This is a genomic window from Rossellomorea sp. KS-H15a, from assembly GCF_024195245.1.
In the GTDB taxonomy this organism is placed as follows: Bacteria; Bacillota; Bacilli; order Bacillales; family Bacillaceae_B; genus Rossellomorea; species Rossellomorea vietnamensis.
Map to the genome: position 1 here is coordinate 2,377,933 of NZ_CP096886.1, position 16,336 is coordinate 2,394,268.

Genomic DNA, 16,336 nt, shown 5'->3' on the forward strand with positions numbered 1-16,336 from the left:
TGTTATACATTTTGCAACAGGTATCAAAAACTGTATATAAGAGAAATAAATAGATAAGAGCAGTACTTCTCTACACTGAATTCATTCTTACACCTATGTGAATGGAAGTGTAAACGTTTCCGTTTGTACTTGTAGAAAGAACATTCCAAGGTGCTATAAAACAGTGATTATTTTCCTCTTTAAGGAGGCTAATTGGATGGCAGATTATTTAGTAATAGTGGAATCGCCGGCTAAGGCGAAAACGATTGAACGTTATTTAGGTAAAAAATATAAGGTCAGGGCATCAATGGGACACGTCAGGGACTTGCCAAAAAGTCAGATGGGCGTCGATGTCGAAAATGAATTCGAACCAAAGTATATCACCATACGCGGTAAAGGACCCGTATTAAAAGAATTAAAAACCGCTGCGAAAAAAGTGAAAAGAATCTTTCTAGCTGCCGACCCCGACAGAGAAGGGGAAGCAATCGCTTGGCACTTGGCTCATAGCCTTGATATGGATACCACGTCAGAATGCCGGGTCGTATTCAACGAAATCACGAAGGATGCGATCAAAGAATCATTCAAGCATCCACGTGCAATCAATATGGACCTAGTGGATGCCCAGCAGGCAAGAAGGATCCTGGACCGGTTAGTTGGTTACAACATCAGCCCATTATTATGGAAAAAGGTGAAAAAGGGACTAAGTGCAGGTCGGGTCCAGTCCGTTGCGGTCCGGTTGATCATCGACAGGGAAAATGAAATCAAAGCCTTCACTCCGGAAGAGTATTGGTCCATCGAAGCGGAATTCACAAAAGGTAACGATACATTTCAGGCATCATTTTATGGCATTGACGGTAAAAAGGTGGAATTGAAAAACGAAGAAGAAGTAAAGGATGTTCTTGGTAAGGTGAAAGGGAAGTCTTTCGAAGTGAATAAAGTCACAAAGAAAGAAAGAAAGAGAAATCCTGCACCACCGTTTACTACTTCATCACTCCAGCAGGAGGCAGCCCGTAAATTGAATTTCCGGGCAAAGAAGACGATGATGCTTGCACAGCAGTTATACGAAGGAATCGAAATGGGGAAACAAGGAACTGTCGGATTTATCACATACATGAGAACGGACTCCACCCGGATTTCTGAAGTAGCTCAGAAAGAAGCCAATGAATATATCGTGAATAAATATGGCGAGGATTTTATCAAGCAGTCTGAGCGTAAAGAGAAAAAACAGCAAAAAGCCCAGGATGCCCATGAAGCCGTCCGGCCGACCAGTACCCTGAGGGATCCGTCATCGGTTAAGCAGTTCCTTTCAAGAGACCAGTATCGCCTGTATAAATTGATTTGGGAACGTTTCGTAGCGAGTGAGATGGCACCTGCGATCATGGATACGATGAGTGTAGATCTCGTAAACGGCTCCGTCATGTTCAGGGCATCAGGTTCGAAAGTGAAATTCCCCGGTTTTATGAAAGTATACGTCGAGGGGTCGGATGATCAAAAAGAAGAAAAGGACAATTTCCTTCCAGCACTTGAAGAAAACGATAAGGTGAAAAGTGAAAACATTGATCCAAATCAGCATTTCACACAGCCGCCGCCAAGATACACCGAGGCAAGACTCGTGAAAACATTGGAAGAACTCGGTATCGGAAGACCGTCCACATACGCTCCTACACTTGATACGATTCAAAGGAGAGGGTACGTTACTCTGGATAACAAGCGATTTATCCCGACGGAACTTGGAGAAATCGTGTTAGAGTTAGTGAGGGAATTCTTTCCTGATATCATCGATGTCGAGTTCACGGCTAACATGGAACGGAGCCTGGATGACATTGAGGATGGCAATGTGAAGTGGGAAAGAATCATTGACCGGTTTTATCAGGATTTTGAAAAGCATCTCGAAAAAGCGGAAAATGAAATGGAGAAAATTGAAATCCGTGATGAACCTGCCGGTGAAGACTGTGAAGAATGCGGTCACGCAATGGTATTCAAGATGGGACGATACGGCAAGTTCATGGCATGCAGCAATTTTCCTGATTGTCGTAATACCAAGCCGATCGTGAAAGAAATCGGTGTGAAATGTCCTAAATGTGAAAAAGGGAATATCATCGAGCGTAAAAGCAAGAAAAAGCGTATTTTCTACGGGTGTGACCAGTATCCTGAATGTGATTTCTTATCATGGGATAAACCGATTGAACGGAAATGTCCGAAATGTTCAGAGCTGCTCGTGGAGAAGAAGCTTAAAAAGGGTAATCAAATTCAATGTACGAATTGTGATTATAAAGAAGAACCTCAGAAATAGTGATCAAAAACGATTGATTGTTGAACAATGAAGGAATACAATGGAACGAGGGACTGTCCCAACAGGTGATTTCTCTATTACCTGGTGGGTCAGCCCTTTTATGTTTTCTCTGAATCTTTGTAACAAATGATACATATTTTCAATATACAATTATCTTTCTTATCATTGTCCCTTGGTGTACAATGCAAATTGGATAAAGCGTTCGGAATGTAGGAGGTCAACAGATAAATGTCAGTAAATGTTATTGGAGCAGGGTTAGCAGGAAGTGAAGCGGCTTGGCAGATTGCGAAAAGGGGAATAAAGGTCAACCTTTTCGAAATGAGACCCATCATTAAAACCCCTGCCCACCATACAGATAAATTTGCAGAACTGGTGTGTAGTAATTCGCTTAGAGCGAATACACTTACGAATGCAGTCGGTGTATTAAAAGAAGAAATGAGACGGTTGGATTCAGTCATCATGTCAGCAGCGGATGCCTGCTCTGTACCGGCTGGTGGCGCACTCGCCGTTGATCGTCATGAATTTGCAGCACTTGTCACAAACAAAGTGAAGAACCACCCGAATGTTACCGTGTTTAATGAGGAAGTAACGGATCTACCGGAGGGGATCACCATTGTTGCTACCGGGCCGCTGACGAGTGAAGGTCTTTCAAATCAAATCAAACGACTGACAGGGGAAGAACATTTATACTTCTATGACGCGGCTGCCCCGATCATAGAGAAGGACTCCATCAATATGGACAAAGTATATTTAAAGTCCCGGTATGACAAAGGGGAAGCTGCATATTTGAACTGCCCCATGACCGAGAGTGAGTTCAATCGATTCTATGAAGCCCTTATTTCTGCTGAGACGGTTCCGTTGAAAGAATTTGAGAAAGAGGTTTTCTTTGAAGGATGCATGCCCATCGAGGTAATGGCTTCCCGCGGGAAGAAGACGATGTTATTCGGCCCCCTTAAGCCGGTCGGACTTGAGGATCCTAAAACAGGTAAACGTCCATATGCTGTTGTACAATTAAGACAGGATGATGCAGCGGGGACCCTTTACAATATTGTGGGATTCCAAACCCATTTAAAGTGGGGACCTCAGAAAGAAGTTCTTCAATTGATCCCTGGCCTGGAGAATGCCGATATTGTACGGTACGGCGTCATGCACAGGAATACCTTCATCAATTCACCCAATGTTCTGAAGGATACGTATCAATTAAAGAATCATGAGAACCTGTTTTTCGCAGGGCAAATGACAGGTGTGGAAGGATATGTGGAATCTGCTGCCAGCGGCTTGATTGCAGGTATCAATGCAGCCAAACTCGCAGCTCGAGAAGAACCCGTCGTGTTTCCATACGAAACCGCCATGGGAAGTATGGCAAGATATATCACTACAGCGAATAAACATAACTTTCAACCGATGAATGCCAATTTCGGTCTTTTCTCGGAATTGCCCAAAAAGGTAAAAGGGAAAAAAGAACGCAATGAGCAGCATGCAAGCAGGGCCTTGGAAACAATTCAGAACTTTGTGAAAAAAGTGTAAAATTCGTTGCAAGGGTCCCCCGGTTGTGTTACTATTTAGTAGCCCTTGTGAGGTGTTAAACATGAATAAGCAATTAGATGAACAATTACATTCCTTTACTGAATATTTACAAATAGAAAAACATTATTCTGTTCATACATTTGAACAATATCGTCATGATATCGAAGAGTTTTACGTATTTATGAAAGAACAAGGTTTACGTTCATTAAAAGATGTCGAGTATTCTGATGCACGACTTTTTTTAACTAAGCTGCATGATCACGGTTTAAAGAGGTCTTCCGTCTCAAGGAAGGTTTCGAGCATTAGAAGCTTTTACCGTTATTTAAATCGGGAAAAGCAACTACTCGATAACCCCTTTTCGTTTGTTAATCTTCCGAAGAAGGAACAGCGATTGCCGGCCTTTTTTTATGAGGAGGAAATACAGGCGTTGCTGGATGCTTGTAATGGGGAGACCCCATTAGAGATGCGTAACCTGGCCATATTCGAACTTCTTTATGCGACGGGGATCCGTGTAAGTGAGTGTACGAATATACAGTTAGGTGACGTGGACCTTGGGATGTCCACGCTGCTGGTCAAAGGGAAAGGGAAAAAAGAAAGGTATGTGCCATTTGGGAGCTTTGCCCATGATGCCTTAGAACAATACATATTACATTCCCGGCCTAAGCTTGCGAAGGATGTTTCCCATACTCAATTGCTGGTCAACCATCGTGGTGGAGCATTAACCCAAAGAGGCATCCGTCTCATCTTAAATAAGATGATCGAGAAAGCATCTTTGACGGGGAAGATACATCCCCATAAGCTGCGTCACACATTTGCAACCCATTTATTAAATAATGGTGCCGATTTAAGGACGGTTCAGGAACTTCTTGGACACGCTCAGCTTTCATCCACCCAGCTGTATACCCATGTATCCAAGGATCAGTTACGAAAAACGTATTTAGCACATCACCCACGTGCTTAGAAGAGTTGGAGGTTTAGGAAATGGATCAATTCCACGCAACCACTATATTTGCCGTGCAGCATAATGGCAAGTGTGCGATGTCCGGTGACGGGCAGGTTACATTCGGTAATTCAGTTGTCATGAAGCATACGGCAAAAAAAGTACGAAAGCTTTTTAATGGAAAAGTATTGGCTGGATTCGCGGGATCTGTTGCCGATGCGTTTACTTTGTCTGAAATGTTTGAAGGGAAGCTTCAGGAGTTTAACGGAAATCTTCCAAGAGCTGCAGTCGAGCTCGCGAAACAGTGGAGGAGCGATAAAGTACTGAGAAAGCTTGAAGCGATGTTGATTGTCATGGATGAAAGCCACCTCCTGTTGATTTCAGGGACAGGTGAAGTGATCGAACCGGATGATGGGATTCTGGCAATCGGTTCCGGTGGGAATTATGCATTATCCGCCGGGAGGGCATTAAAACAGTATGCCGGAGACCACTTGACTGCTAAGGAAATCGCCCGTTCTTCCCTTCAGATCGCTGCCGATATATGTGTATATACGAATAACCAAATTATCGTTGAAGAGCTTTAAGATACTTCAGATAAGAATTGATATTCTCTCACACTATAAGAAAGTAAGGAGTGTGCCATTTGATGAAGAGTACTGATCACTTAACCCCAAGGCAAATAGTTGAACGATTGGATCAATATATTGTAGGCCAGAAGGACGCCAAAAGAGCGGTTGCCGTAGCCCTGAGAAATCGTTATAGACGGAGCCTTCTGTCCGATGTATTGAAAGATGAAGTGATTCCAAAGAATATCCTAATGATGGGTCCGACAGGTGTCGGTAAAACGGAAATAGCCAGAAGGATCGCAAAATTGGTCCGTGCCCCATTTGTAAAAGTGGAGGCAACCAAATTTACGGAAGTGGGTTATGTTGGACGTGATGTTGAATCGATGGTCAGAGATCTGGTGGAGACATCTGTCCGTCTGGTGAAAGAGGAGAAAATGGTCGGTGTCCGGGAAAGGGCAGCTGAAAATGCAAGTCGCCGTCTGGTAGAGCTTGTGGTGCCGTCCAAAAAGAAATCATCGTCTTATAAGAACCCATTCGAAATGATCTTCGGAGGTAACGGGGCACAAGGGACATCTGAAGAAGAGGAAGAAAAGCAGGAAGAGATTTCTCTCCAAGAGCAAAGAAGAAGAATGGAAAAAAGACTTGAAAATGGTGAATTGGAAGAAGAATTCATCACGATTGAAGTCGAGGAGCAGCAAGCATCCATGTTTGATATGCTTCAAGGATCGGGAATGGAACAAATGGGGATGAATATGCAGGATGCCCTGAGTAATTTCATGCCGAAGAAAAAGAAAAAGCGTAAACTGAAGGTGAAAGAAGCAAGAGTGGTGCTGACAAATGAGGAAGCTCAAAAGCTTATTGACATGGATGAAGTAACCCAGGAGGCAATCATTCGTGCAGAGCAATCCGGGATCATCTTCATCGATGAAATCGATAAAATTGCCAGCAAGAGCTCAGGACAATCTTCTGCTGATGTATCCAGGGAAGGTGTTCAACGTGACATCCTTCCGGTTGTGGAAGGATCGACCATTGTCACGAAATATGGATCAGTGAAGACGGATCATGTCCTGTTCATTGCAGCCGGTGCCTTCCACATGAGTAAACCTTCCGATCTCATCCCTGAATTGCAGGGACGTTTCCCGATCAGGGTTGAACTTCAGAAGTTGTCTACAGACGACTTCGTGCGGATCCTTATCGAACCGGATAATGCCATCATTAAACAATATATCGCTTTAATGGAAACAGAAGGTATACAAATTGAATTTTCTGACGATGCTATTCGTAGACTTGCTGAAATCGCTTATGATGTGAATCAGAATACTGATAATATCGGGGCCAGAAGACTTCATACAATCATGGAAAAACTACTTGAAGACCTATCCTTTGAAGCGCCTGATATCACCCTGGAGACGGTAAAGATCACACCGCAATATGTGGATGATAAGCTTGGCGCCATTTCAAAAGATAAAGATCTGAGTCAGTTCATCCTTTAAGTTTTTCCTTACCCTTTATGGGGTATAGGTAGATGGATTAAGGATCATATAAAATTAAATAATAGATACACTTTAGTTGTAGTAGGAGGAAACGTAATGAATTTATTAGGTAAAACAAGAACGATCAATGCCATGTTGCAAAAAGCTGCTGGGAAACCGGTGAACTTCAAAGAAATGTCCGAAACATTAAGTCAGGTGATCGAGGCGAACGTCTTCGTGGTTAGCCGTCGTGGAAAACTACTTGGCTACGCCATCAATCAACAAATCGAAAATGAGCGAATGAAGCAGATGCTTGCTGACCGTCAATTCCCTGAGGAGTATACTCAAAATTTATTTAATGTACAAGAAACATCTCCCAACTTGGATGTGAATAGCGAATATACCGCTTTCCCTGTTGAAAATAGAGAGTTCTTCAAAAATGGTTTAACGACCATCGTCCCTATCATCGGTGGGGGGGAAAGATTAGGAACATTAATCCTTGCTCGTCTTGAAGCAAGCTTTGAAGATGATGATCTTATTCTCGCTGAATATGGTGCAACGGTAGTAGGAATGGAGATCCTTCGTGAAAAAGCGGAAGAAATCGAAGTGGAAGCGAGAAGCAAGGCTGTCGTCCAAATGGCAATCAGCTCCCTTTCATACAGTGAGTTAGAAGCCATTGAACACATCTTTGAAGAGCTAAATGGAAATGAAGGACTTCTGGTTGCTTCTAAAATCGCAGATAGAGTCGGAATTACGCGCTCAGTGATCGTCAACGCCCTTCGCAAGCTGGAAAGTGCAGGCGTGATCGAATCCCGTTCCCTTGGAATGAAAGGTACTTACATCAAGGTATTAAATAATAAATTCTTGGTGGAATTAGATAAATTACGTACAAACTAATACAAAAAAGCTGTTTCCCCCTCGGGGAAGCAGCTTTTTTTTGTATTAATTGATGCTGGGACAAGAGTGCTTTGTTAAAAGAAAATCCGAACGTATCCGAAATTCATTATTAAAATCGAAATCGTTCTATCATTTGGCTATTTTCGTAAATACTGTTGCTATTGAATGAAGTGAGTAGTGGTTGATTTCCGCTCCAGGTGCTCGCTTTCCGCGGGGCTGGCGGTGAGCCTCCTCGGGCTAAATGCACTGGCCCCATAATGTTGGACACTTAAATTTCTAAGCAGCTAATTCAGTACTTACTCGATAAGCTACCGGACTTTTTCGTTTTAACCTTGATTTGATTCTCAGGTGATTGTAGTAATACATGTATTCTTTCAGTTCTTCTTTAAAGTGCTCGATACTATCAAATTCCTGTAAGTAAAGGAACTCAGACTTCATTATCCCAAAAAAGTTCTCCATGACCGAGTTGTCGTAACAGTTTCCTTTACGAGACATACTTTGGGTGATGTTATGTTTTTTCAGTGTCCTTCGGTACTGAGCCATTTGATAATGCCACCCTTGATCTGAATGGATTAAGAGCTCATCGCCTTCATTTACATGTTTTAATCCTTGTTCTAACATCTTCTCGACCAAGTCAAATGTCGGCCTTGATTGGAGCGTATAGGTAATGATCTCTCCGTTAAATAGGTCTAGAATGGGGGACAGATAGAGCTTTTGACCGAACAGTTTGAACTCCGTTACGTCTGTCACCCATTTTTGATTAGGTTTATCGGCTCTAAAATTACGATTTAGGATGTTGGGAGCCACTTTGCCAACTTTCCCTTTGTAGGATTTATATTTTTTCATTCGCACAATGCATTTAAGGCCCAATTCTCTCATGATCCGAAGAACTTTCTTTTTGTTAATATCGTGACCTTTTTCTTGAAGAACGTCCGTAATGCGACGGTACCCAAGACGTCCTGAGTGTCTATGTAGATGAAATTAATTCTTCTTTTCCATTTACGATCAGGATCTGGTTGGTCTAATTTTTTTGTGATGTGATAGTAAGTACTTTTAGGAAGCTTAGCTACTTTTATCATTCTAGTCACCGGGAATTCGTTCCTTAGTTCAAATACTACTTTCGCTTTGATTTCGTTGGTGATGGTTCTTCCTGAACTAAGGTGTTTAGCTTTTTTAAATACGCATTCTCCATACGTAGGTATTCCAGTTCTTTTTTCATATCTTCCATCGTTTGGTTAGAAGAGTTATCTTTGATCTTCTTATTCTTATGGTTAGATGTCATTGTAGAAGGCCTCATTTCTAATGATCCGAAGGCATCTTCTCCAGCTCTTTCCCACTTTTTCACCCACCTACGAACCATACAGGGGTCTGGGATATGAAAAATGGCTGATGCCTCTCGAATGGAGCAATTCTTCTCCGTAATAAATTGAATTACCCTCAGTTTAAAGGCAGAAGGATAGTTTGTATAGGGAAAGGTAAAGGCTTGGTCCCCGTGGTGACGAACTAACATCACCCAATAGCGCAGAACAGATTGATCAACCCCCACTTGATTGGCAAGATCTCGATAACTAACGAGTTCATTAAGATAACGTTTAGCAGCTTTCAGTTTAGATTCTTGAGTAAACTTGGCCATACGTGCTGGCACCTCCTATTGTTGGTTGGGGTGTCCAACAATAGGGGGGCAACTCAAAAGCCCTGCGGGGTCTCACCTGTCCAGCGTTTCCCGCAGGAGTCGAGCACCTTCCGCTACAATCAACTTTACAAGTGTAAGTGTCACTATAACTTTGTAATGGCGTGGTGGCTACAACATTGCTTACACCAACTCTTAATCTGTCTTACCTTAATGACAGAACGTTCGAAAACTATTGTCCGAGTATGAATAACAAAAGCCTTGGTGAAACGAGCATTTTACTATTGTTGCTAAAGCATATTCAATATATAGCAGGGTCTAGCTATTGATTGGAGTGCAAGACGAAGACTCCTGCGAGAAAAGCGGAATAGGTAAGACCCCCGCAGGAGCGTCAGCTGTGAGGAGGCTTGCCTTCCGCCCGAGGAAAGCGAAGTTCTTGCACGGAAATCAATGGCGTTGTAACAAGTGATCCTAATTATTAATTTGATTATTCGTCAATAGAGGAAATGGATTTAGTTAAGTCCCAGCCTATTTTTAAATTATATTGAAATGATTAATGCCAGTCCGATGCCTTCTCACCTTATATAGGTGGTTTGTAGTGAAATGTCAGATTGTTTAGGGAAAATAAGTCGAATGGACTACCGGCAATTGTTCTTTTCGTATTGTCATCTATGATGGTGATAGTACAATAAAGTTACAACAATGTTACGACCAGATTCGACATCATTCCAAGATGAGTGACAAATATAGAGGTTTATGGATTCACCTGACTTTAGGTGAAGTTTTCTTATGTAGTTTGCGAAAAAATTTTCTCAATGGAGCGCTGAATGACGGATATGTATGGTATCTTGCTTCTTACTTATCTCTATCTCTGTAATATGAATGTAACAAACTGAGAAAAAAACCACATTTATTTGTAAAAATATCCATGGGAATATTAGGTTTAAACATGGATGAAAAGTCACGAATTCGATGAATATCGCCATCTTTCTTTAAAATTTACGGAATATTCATAGACACTAATCTTGCTAAACATTACAATAAATACTGTTGCATGATAAATATGTCAAAAATAGTTGAAACATGTCAAAAAAACGGATAGAGGTGCCTAAAGTGAAACTTTTTTCCAACACCTTCTCAACACTCGAAAACGGGCTGAACTACGCCTCGTTAAATCAGAAAGTGATTTCTCAAAATATTGCGAATGTCGATACACCAAATTATAAAGCGAAAAAAGTAGAGTTTAAGTCGTTATTGGATCAATCTACTCAACAATTGGAAGGGAAAAGAACGAATCAACGTCATTTTACCTTTGGACCTTATAGTCAACACCCTGCGGTAAGGACGGAATCCTCTTTTCAATACAATCATAATGGAAATGGTGTGGATCTGGATCAGGAAATGTCAGAGATGGCAACCAATCAAATTTATTTTAATGCCCTGTCAGACCGAATAAATGGGAAGTTTAACAGTCTGCAATCAGTCATAAGGGGTGGCAAGTAAGAATGGGATTATTTACAGGGATGAACACAACGGCTTCTGCATTAACCGCCCAGCGTTTGAGGATGGACGTCATTTCGTCCAACATGGCCAATGTGGATACAACGAGAGGGAAAATGGTGGATGGTGAATGGCAGCCTTATCAACGCAAGTCTGTCGTGATGGCACCAAAGGAAGATCAGTTTTCTTCTTTTTTAAACCAGGCCATGAACAAAAGGGGCAACCACTCAATTGGAAGCGGAGTGAAAGTTTCACGGATTGAAGAGGACGATAAAACGCCATTTAAAATGGTGTATGACCCTCAGCACCCCGATGCAAATGATGATGGATATGTACGCCTGCCGAATGTAGATCCCTTGAGGGAAATGGTAGACCTCATTTCAGCTACACGGTCCTATGAAGCAAATGTGACAGTATTTAATGCAAATAAAGCAATGTTAATGAAGTCATTAGAAATTGGTAAATAAAGAAAGGTTGTAGTTCTATGGCCATACACAATATAAGTTCGGTAACTCCTGCAGTTATAAGTCCGTCATTTGATAAAAAAAATAGTTCTCCTTCAGATGCAACGGAAAACTTCAGTCAATTACTTAAAAAGTCCATCGACGAAGTCAATAAGATGCAAGTCCAGTCAGATCAATTAACGGAAAAACTTGTCCGGGGTGAAAACGTTGATCTTCATCAGGTGATGATCGCTTCACAAAAGGCAAGCATCACCCTGCAAACGACAATGGAAGTCCGTAACAAAGTAGTGGAAGCATATCAAGAGATAATGAGAATGCCAATGTAGTAGGCTCATGCAGTCGAGTACCGGAGGATTGTAATGAATGAATCGTTTAAGAAATATACAGAGCAAATAAAGACTTATTGGACAAGTAGAACAAAAAAACAAAAAATCAGCATGGGAGCCATCTTTCTGATTACCGTCATCCTGATCGGTGCGGTTAGTTATTTTTCAACGCGGACGACTCTCGAACCCTTATATAGTAATTTGTCACCTTCAGAAACGGGAACCATCAAAGAGAATCTGGATGGCAGGGGAATCCCTTCAGAAATTACCGATAGTGGATCGACCATCATGGTCCCTAAAGAGCAGGTGGATACACTGAAAGTTGAACTGGCTGCAGAAGGGATACCTAACTCTGGGAGCATCGACTATTCTTTCTTCAGTCAAAATGCCGGATTCGGTATGACCGATAATGAGTTCAACGTCATGAAATTGGACGCCATGCAAACGGAATTAGCCAATTTGATGAAGGGGATAGACGGGATCCAGGATGCAAAAGTCATGATCAATCTTCCTGAAAAACAGATTTTCCTAAATGATGATGTGCAAAATGCATCTGCCTCCATTGTCCTGGATACGAAGCCGGGTTTCACATTCGATCAAAAGCAAATTAAATCACTTTATCATCTTGTTTCGAAAAGTGTTCCAGACCTTCCTACTGAGAATATCGCCATCATGAATCAATATTTTGAGTATTTTGATTTAGAATCTCAAAATAATTCTACGGGAAGCGGAAATTTTGCCCAGCAAATGAATGTAAAGAAAGAAGTCGAGCGTGATATTCAACGTCAGGTTCAAAACATGCTCGGTACGCTGATCGGCTTTAATAAAGTAGTGGTTTCCGTGACCACTGATATTGACTTTACCCAGGAAAACCGCGAAGAAAACATTGTGACACCTGTCGATGAAGAAAATATGGAAGGAATCGCAGTCAGTGCTCAGCGTATTACGGAAACGTTCTCCGGTGAAGGTGCCGCTCCTGGAGGGACACCAGGGGCCGGTGATGCCAATGAGCCGACGAACAGCGGTGTTACATACGGCTCCAGTTCAGAATCGAATGGTGATTATGAACGGATGGAAGAAACCATTAATAATGAAGTCAACCGAATCAAAAAAGAGATTGTAGAAAGTCCATACAAGATTAGGGACCTTGGGATACAGGTCATGGTGGAACCGCCTGATCCCGAAAAAGAATCGTCCTTACCACAGAACAGGGTCGATGATATACGCCAAGTTTTATCCACGATCGTACGCACGTCCATTGATAAGGAAGCGAATCCTGAACTCACGGATGACGCGATTGCAGAAAAGGTAGTCGTCTCAGTTCAGCCGTTCAATGGGAAAGTGGATGTCGCATCTGAAGAGAAGCCTGTCCTGCCTTGGTGGACCTATGTTGTAGGAGGCGTACTCCTTGTAGTGATTCTTCTCTTAGTATTTTTCTTATTACGTTCAAGAAAGAAAGAATCGATCGAAGAAATGGAATATGAAGAAACAAGAGAGCCAGTCCAGATCCCGGATATTGAACCTAAAGAAGAGACAGAAGGGTCGATTCGCCGTAAACAGCTGGAAAAAATGGCTAAAGATAAACCGGAAGAATTTGCGAAACTGTTACGCACCTGGTTAGCAGAGGATTAGGAGGAATGAACATGGTTAGAAGAGAGAAAGGTTTAACAGGTAAACAAAAGGCGGCCATCCTTCTGATCTCTCTTGGTCCAGATGTATCAGCATCCGTTTACAAGCATTTGTCGGAAGAAGATATCGAGAAATTAACATTAGAGATTTCCGGAGTGAAAAAGGTGGAAACGGAAGCGAAAGAAGACATCTTAGAGGAGTTTCATCAAATTGCCATTGCACAGGACTATATCTCACAGGGTGGGATCGGCTATGCGAAGACGGTACTGGAGAAGGCTCTTGGATCTGAGCAGGCAACGGCGATCATTAATCGCCTGACCTCTTCCTTACAGGTCAAACCCTTTGACTTTGCAAGAAGAGCCGATGCAGCTCAAATTCTTAACTTCATCCAGAATGAACATCCTCAGACGATTGCATTGATTCTATCCTATCTTGACCCTCAACAAGCAGGTCAGATACTTTCTGAGCTTCCACAGGAAGTCCAGGCGGATATCGCGAGAAGGATTGCGGTGATGGATGGAACCTCTCCTGAAGTGATCAGCGAGGTGGAAGCCATTCTTGAAAGGAAGCTTTCAGCGACCGTCACACAGGATTATACACAAACCGGCGGAGTGGAAGCGGTAGTGGAAGTATTGAACGGGGTAGATCGTTCAACAGAGAAAACGATACTTGATGCCTTGGAAATCCAAGACCCGGAACTAGCCGAAGAAATCAAGAAGAGGATGTTTGTATTTGAAGATATTGTCACACTCGATGGCCGTTCCATCCAGCGTGTGATCAGGGATTGTGATAATGAAGATCTGCTTCTCTCTCTTAAAGTGTCGAGTGAAGAAGTGAAAGAAGTGGTATTCAGGAACATGTCGAACCGGATGGTTGAGACCCTTAAAGAAGAAATGGAATTCATGGGTCCTGTCCGATTACGGGATGTTGAAGAAGCACAGTCACGGATTGTAGCAGTCATAAGAAGGTTAGAGGATTCAGGTGAAATCATCATCGCCCGTGGTGGAGGAGACGATATCATTGTCTAGGATCATAAAGTCTACCGTAGCCCAATCTATTGAAGACAAGGGGAAAGTGATCTCTCTTAAGAGAATGAAGAGGGTGGAAGACGCATCCCCAGAGGAAGATAGGTTAATAGGGAATGCCTCGTTTCGAAGGGATCAAATCATAGAGCAAGCAAGCATTGAAGCAGAACGAATCATCCGAGAAGCAAATGAGGAGATTCGTCGCGAGGAAGAAAGGTTGTTACTTGATAAAGAAAGATGGATAACTGAACGGGAGCAGCTTATGCAAGAGGCATATAATGCCGGATTCCTGCAAGGAGAGGAAGAAGGCAGAAAGAAAGGCTACCAGGAATATGAGAACAAATTGCAAGAAGCAAACGAGATCACTGAGAACAACAGGGCTCAGTATGACGCTTACATCCAAAGAGCAGAGAAAGTCATTATAGATCTTGGGATAGCATGTGCCGGGAAAATCATGAATCAAAAATTGAAGGATGAACCTGATCTATTCCTTTCCATCGTGGAACGGGGGCTAAAGGAAGTGAGGGATCTGCCTCATATCCAGATACATGTGCATCCAACGAGACATAAGCTCCTTGCCGAGAACAAGTCTGAACTGGAAGTCATGTTCCCAACTGATATTCAATGCTTCATCTATGCAAACGATGACCTTCTCCCTGAAGAATGCTACATTGAAACGAATCAAGGACGGGTCATTGTCAGTGTGGATTCTCAATTGAAAGAATTGAAGCTGAAGCTCCACCATCTTCTTGAAGGTGATGTCGAATGAAAGCAGCAGATCTTATCACTCAGATTCCCCATATCCCAACATTCAAAAAGTTCGGGAAAGTGAAACGGGTAGTCGGATTGATGATCGAATCCCAAGGTCCTGAAAGCTCAGTAGGTGAAGTGTGTCATATCCATATTCTCTCCCGAGGTAAAAAGAAGGTGATACAAGCAGAGGTCGTCGGGTTTAATGATGATTTGGTCATCCTTATGCCATATACCAATATGCAGGATATATCACCAGGCAGTTTAGTAGAAGCAACGGCAAAGCCATTGGAAATCAAAATCGGGCCATCTCTAATCGGTAAGGTGATAGACTCCTTGGGTCATCCCCTTGATGGAAGTCAATTACCTTCTGGATTAAGCACTGCCTATACAGAACAGGAACCACCCAATCCGCTATCAAGACCTCCCATTGATGAAAAAATGGAAGTTGGCGTAAAAGCCATCGACAGCATGCTGACCGTCGGTAAGGGCCAAAGGGTAGGAATCTTTGCCGGAAGTGGTGTGGGGAAAAGCACATTACTTGGAATGATCGCAAGAAACACGAAAGCCGATTTAAACGTCATCGCATTGGTAGGGGAACGCGGCCGGGAAGTAAGAGAATTCATTGAAAGAGATTTAGGTGAAGAAGGATTGCAGAGAACGATTGTAGTGGCTGCCACATCCGACCAGCCTGCTCTTATGAGAATTAAAGGTGCCTTTACGGCAACAGCGATTGCGGAATACTTCCGTGATAAAGGAATGAACGTCATGCTGATGATGGATTCTGCCACCCGGGTAGCCATGGCACAGAGGGAAATCGGGTTGGCGGTTGGGGAACCGCCGACAACCAAAGGCTATACTCCTTCCGTTTTCGCTATTTTACCCAAGCTGCTCGAGAGAACCGGAACAAACCTCCATGGAAGCATTACGGCGTTTTATACCGTTCTCGTAGATGGTGATGATTTGAATGAACCTATTTCAGATACAGTGAGGGGGATACTCGATGGTCATATCGTTCTCGACCGTCAGATTTCGAATCGTGGCCAATACCCTGCCATCAATATTCTTAAGAGTGTCAGCCGGTTAATGAATCACCTTGCCTCTAAAGAACATTTACAAGCTGCCACTAGAATAAGAGAGTTATTGAGTACCTATATGAACTCAGAAGACTTGATTCAAATAGGGGCATACAAAAAGGGGACTTCCCGTGAAGTGGATGAAGCCATCAACTATTATCCGGGAATCATCTCCTTCCTGAAGCAAGGTGTATATGAACAGATCTCTCTAGCCTCTAGTGTTGATGAGCTTATCAAGCTATCGGAAAAAGGTGGATGATCC

Annotated in this window: 13 protein-coding genes and 1 pseudogene; 13 read left to right on the forward strand and 1 reads right to left on the reverse strand. The window is 42.6% G+C overall.

The annotated features are described in order from the left end of the window. Window positions 1–196: 196 nt before the first annotated feature. The 6 genes from topA to codY all read left to right on the forward strand — a co-directional run bounded on the left by topA (window position 197) and on the right by codY (window position 7,674). Window positions 197–2,272, forward strand: coding sequence for a type I DNA topoisomerase (gene topA / locus M1J35_RS12175; protein WP_034755646.1), 2,076 nt, complete (start codon window positions 197–199; stop codon window positions 2,270–2,272). Between the two features lie 228 nt (window positions 2,273–2,500). Next, window positions 2,501–3,799: an FADH(2)-oxidizing methylenetetrahydrofolate--tRNA-(uracil(54)-C(5))-methyltransferase TrmFO gene (gene trmFO, locus M1J35_RS12180; RefSeq protein ID WP_254651319.1), complete on the forward strand. Its 1,299-nt coding sequence runs from the start codon at window positions 2,501–2,503 to the stop codon at window positions 3,797–3,799. Window positions 3,800–3,860: 61 nt separating this feature from the next. Beyond that, window positions 3,861–4,760, forward strand: a complete 900-nt coding sequence (gene xerC, locus M1J35_RS12185) for a tyrosine recombinase XerC (protein WP_061809806.1) — start codon at window positions 3,861–3,863, stop codon at window positions 4,758–4,760. A gap of 20 nt (window positions 4,761–4,780) precedes the next feature. After that, on the forward strand, window positions 4,781–5,323 hold the full coding sequence (hslV, locus tag M1J35_RS12190) for an ATP-dependent protease subunit HslV (RefSeq protein ID WP_034755638.1): 543 nt from the start codon (window positions 4,781–4,783) through the stop codon (window positions 5,321–5,323). A 62-nt stretch (window positions 5,324–5,385) separates the two neighbouring features. Beyond that, window positions 5,386–6,798, forward strand: coding sequence for an ATP-dependent protease ATPase subunit HslU (gene hslU / locus M1J35_RS12195; RefSeq protein ID WP_159363246.1), 1,413 nt, complete (start codon window positions 5,386–5,388; stop codon window positions 6,796–6,798). A 96-nt stretch (window positions 6,799–6,894) separates the two neighbouring features. Beyond that, window positions 6,895–7,674 (forward strand): GTP-sensing pleiotropic transcriptional regulator CodY, encoded by a 780-nt coding sequence (gene codY / locus M1J35_RS12200; RefSeq protein ID WP_034755633.1) that lies wholly within the window; start codon window positions 6,895–6,897, stop codon window positions 7,672–7,674. A 276-nt stretch (window positions 7,675–7,950) separates the two neighbouring features. Here codY and M1J35_RS12205 read toward each other — a convergent pair. Next, window positions 7,951–9,307, reverse strand: a pseudogene (locus tag M1J35_RS12205) (IS3 family transposase). A 1,080-nt stretch (window positions 9,308–10,387) separates the two neighbouring features. Here M1J35_RS12205 and flgB point away from each other — a divergent pair. From flgB to fliI, 7 genes are read left to right on the forward strand one after another with little or no spacing between them, the layout of a single operon-like run. Continuing rightward, the gene (flgB, locus tag M1J35_RS12210; RefSeq protein WP_263497557.1) at window positions 10,388–10,807 is read left to right on the forward strand and encodes a flagellar basal body rod protein FlgB; all 420 of its coding nucleotides are present in this window, start codon (window positions 10,388–10,390) and stop codon (window positions 10,805–10,807) included. A 2-nt stretch (window positions 10,808–10,809) separates the two neighbouring features. Then, window positions 10,810–11,271 (forward strand): flagellar basal body rod protein FlgC, encoded by a 462-nt coding sequence (gene flgC / locus M1J35_RS12215; protein WP_224520271.1) that lies wholly within the window; start codon window positions 10,810–10,812, stop codon window positions 11,269–11,271. 17 nt (window positions 11,272–11,288) lie between these two features. Further along, a complete protein-coding gene (fliE, locus tag M1J35_RS12220) occupies window positions 11,289–11,594 on the forward strand; it encodes a flagellar hook-basal body complex protein FliE (RefSeq protein ID WP_254651320.1) in 306 nt (101 codons plus the stop codon). A 33-nt stretch (window positions 11,595–11,627) separates the two neighbouring features. Then, window positions 11,628–13,226 (forward strand): flagellar basal-body MS-ring/collar protein FliF, encoded by a 1,599-nt coding sequence (gene fliF, locus M1J35_RS12225; protein ID WP_254651321.1) that lies wholly within the window; start codon window positions 11,628–11,630, stop codon window positions 13,224–13,226. Between the two features lie 11 nt (window positions 13,227–13,237). Next, a complete protein-coding gene (gene fliG, locus M1J35_RS12230; RefSeq protein WP_224520268.1) occupies window positions 13,238–14,251 on the forward strand; it encodes a flagellar motor switch protein FliG in 1,014 nt (337 codons plus the stop codon). Beyond that, window positions 14,244–15,017, forward strand: a complete 774-nt coding sequence (fliH, locus tag M1J35_RS12235; RefSeq protein ID WP_254651322.1) for a flagellar assembly protein FliH — start codon at window positions 14,244–14,246, stop codon at window positions 15,015–15,017. The genes fliG and fliH overlap by 8 nt, the downstream gene beginning before the upstream one ends. Then, window positions 15,014–16,333 (forward strand): flagellar protein export ATPase FliI, encoded by a 1,320-nt coding sequence (fliI, locus tag M1J35_RS12240; RefSeq protein ID WP_254651323.1) that lies wholly within the window; start codon window positions 15,014–15,016, stop codon window positions 16,331–16,333. The genes fliH and fliI overlap by 4 nt, the downstream gene beginning before the upstream one ends. The last annotated feature ends 3 nt before the right edge of the window (window positions 16,334–16,336 follow it).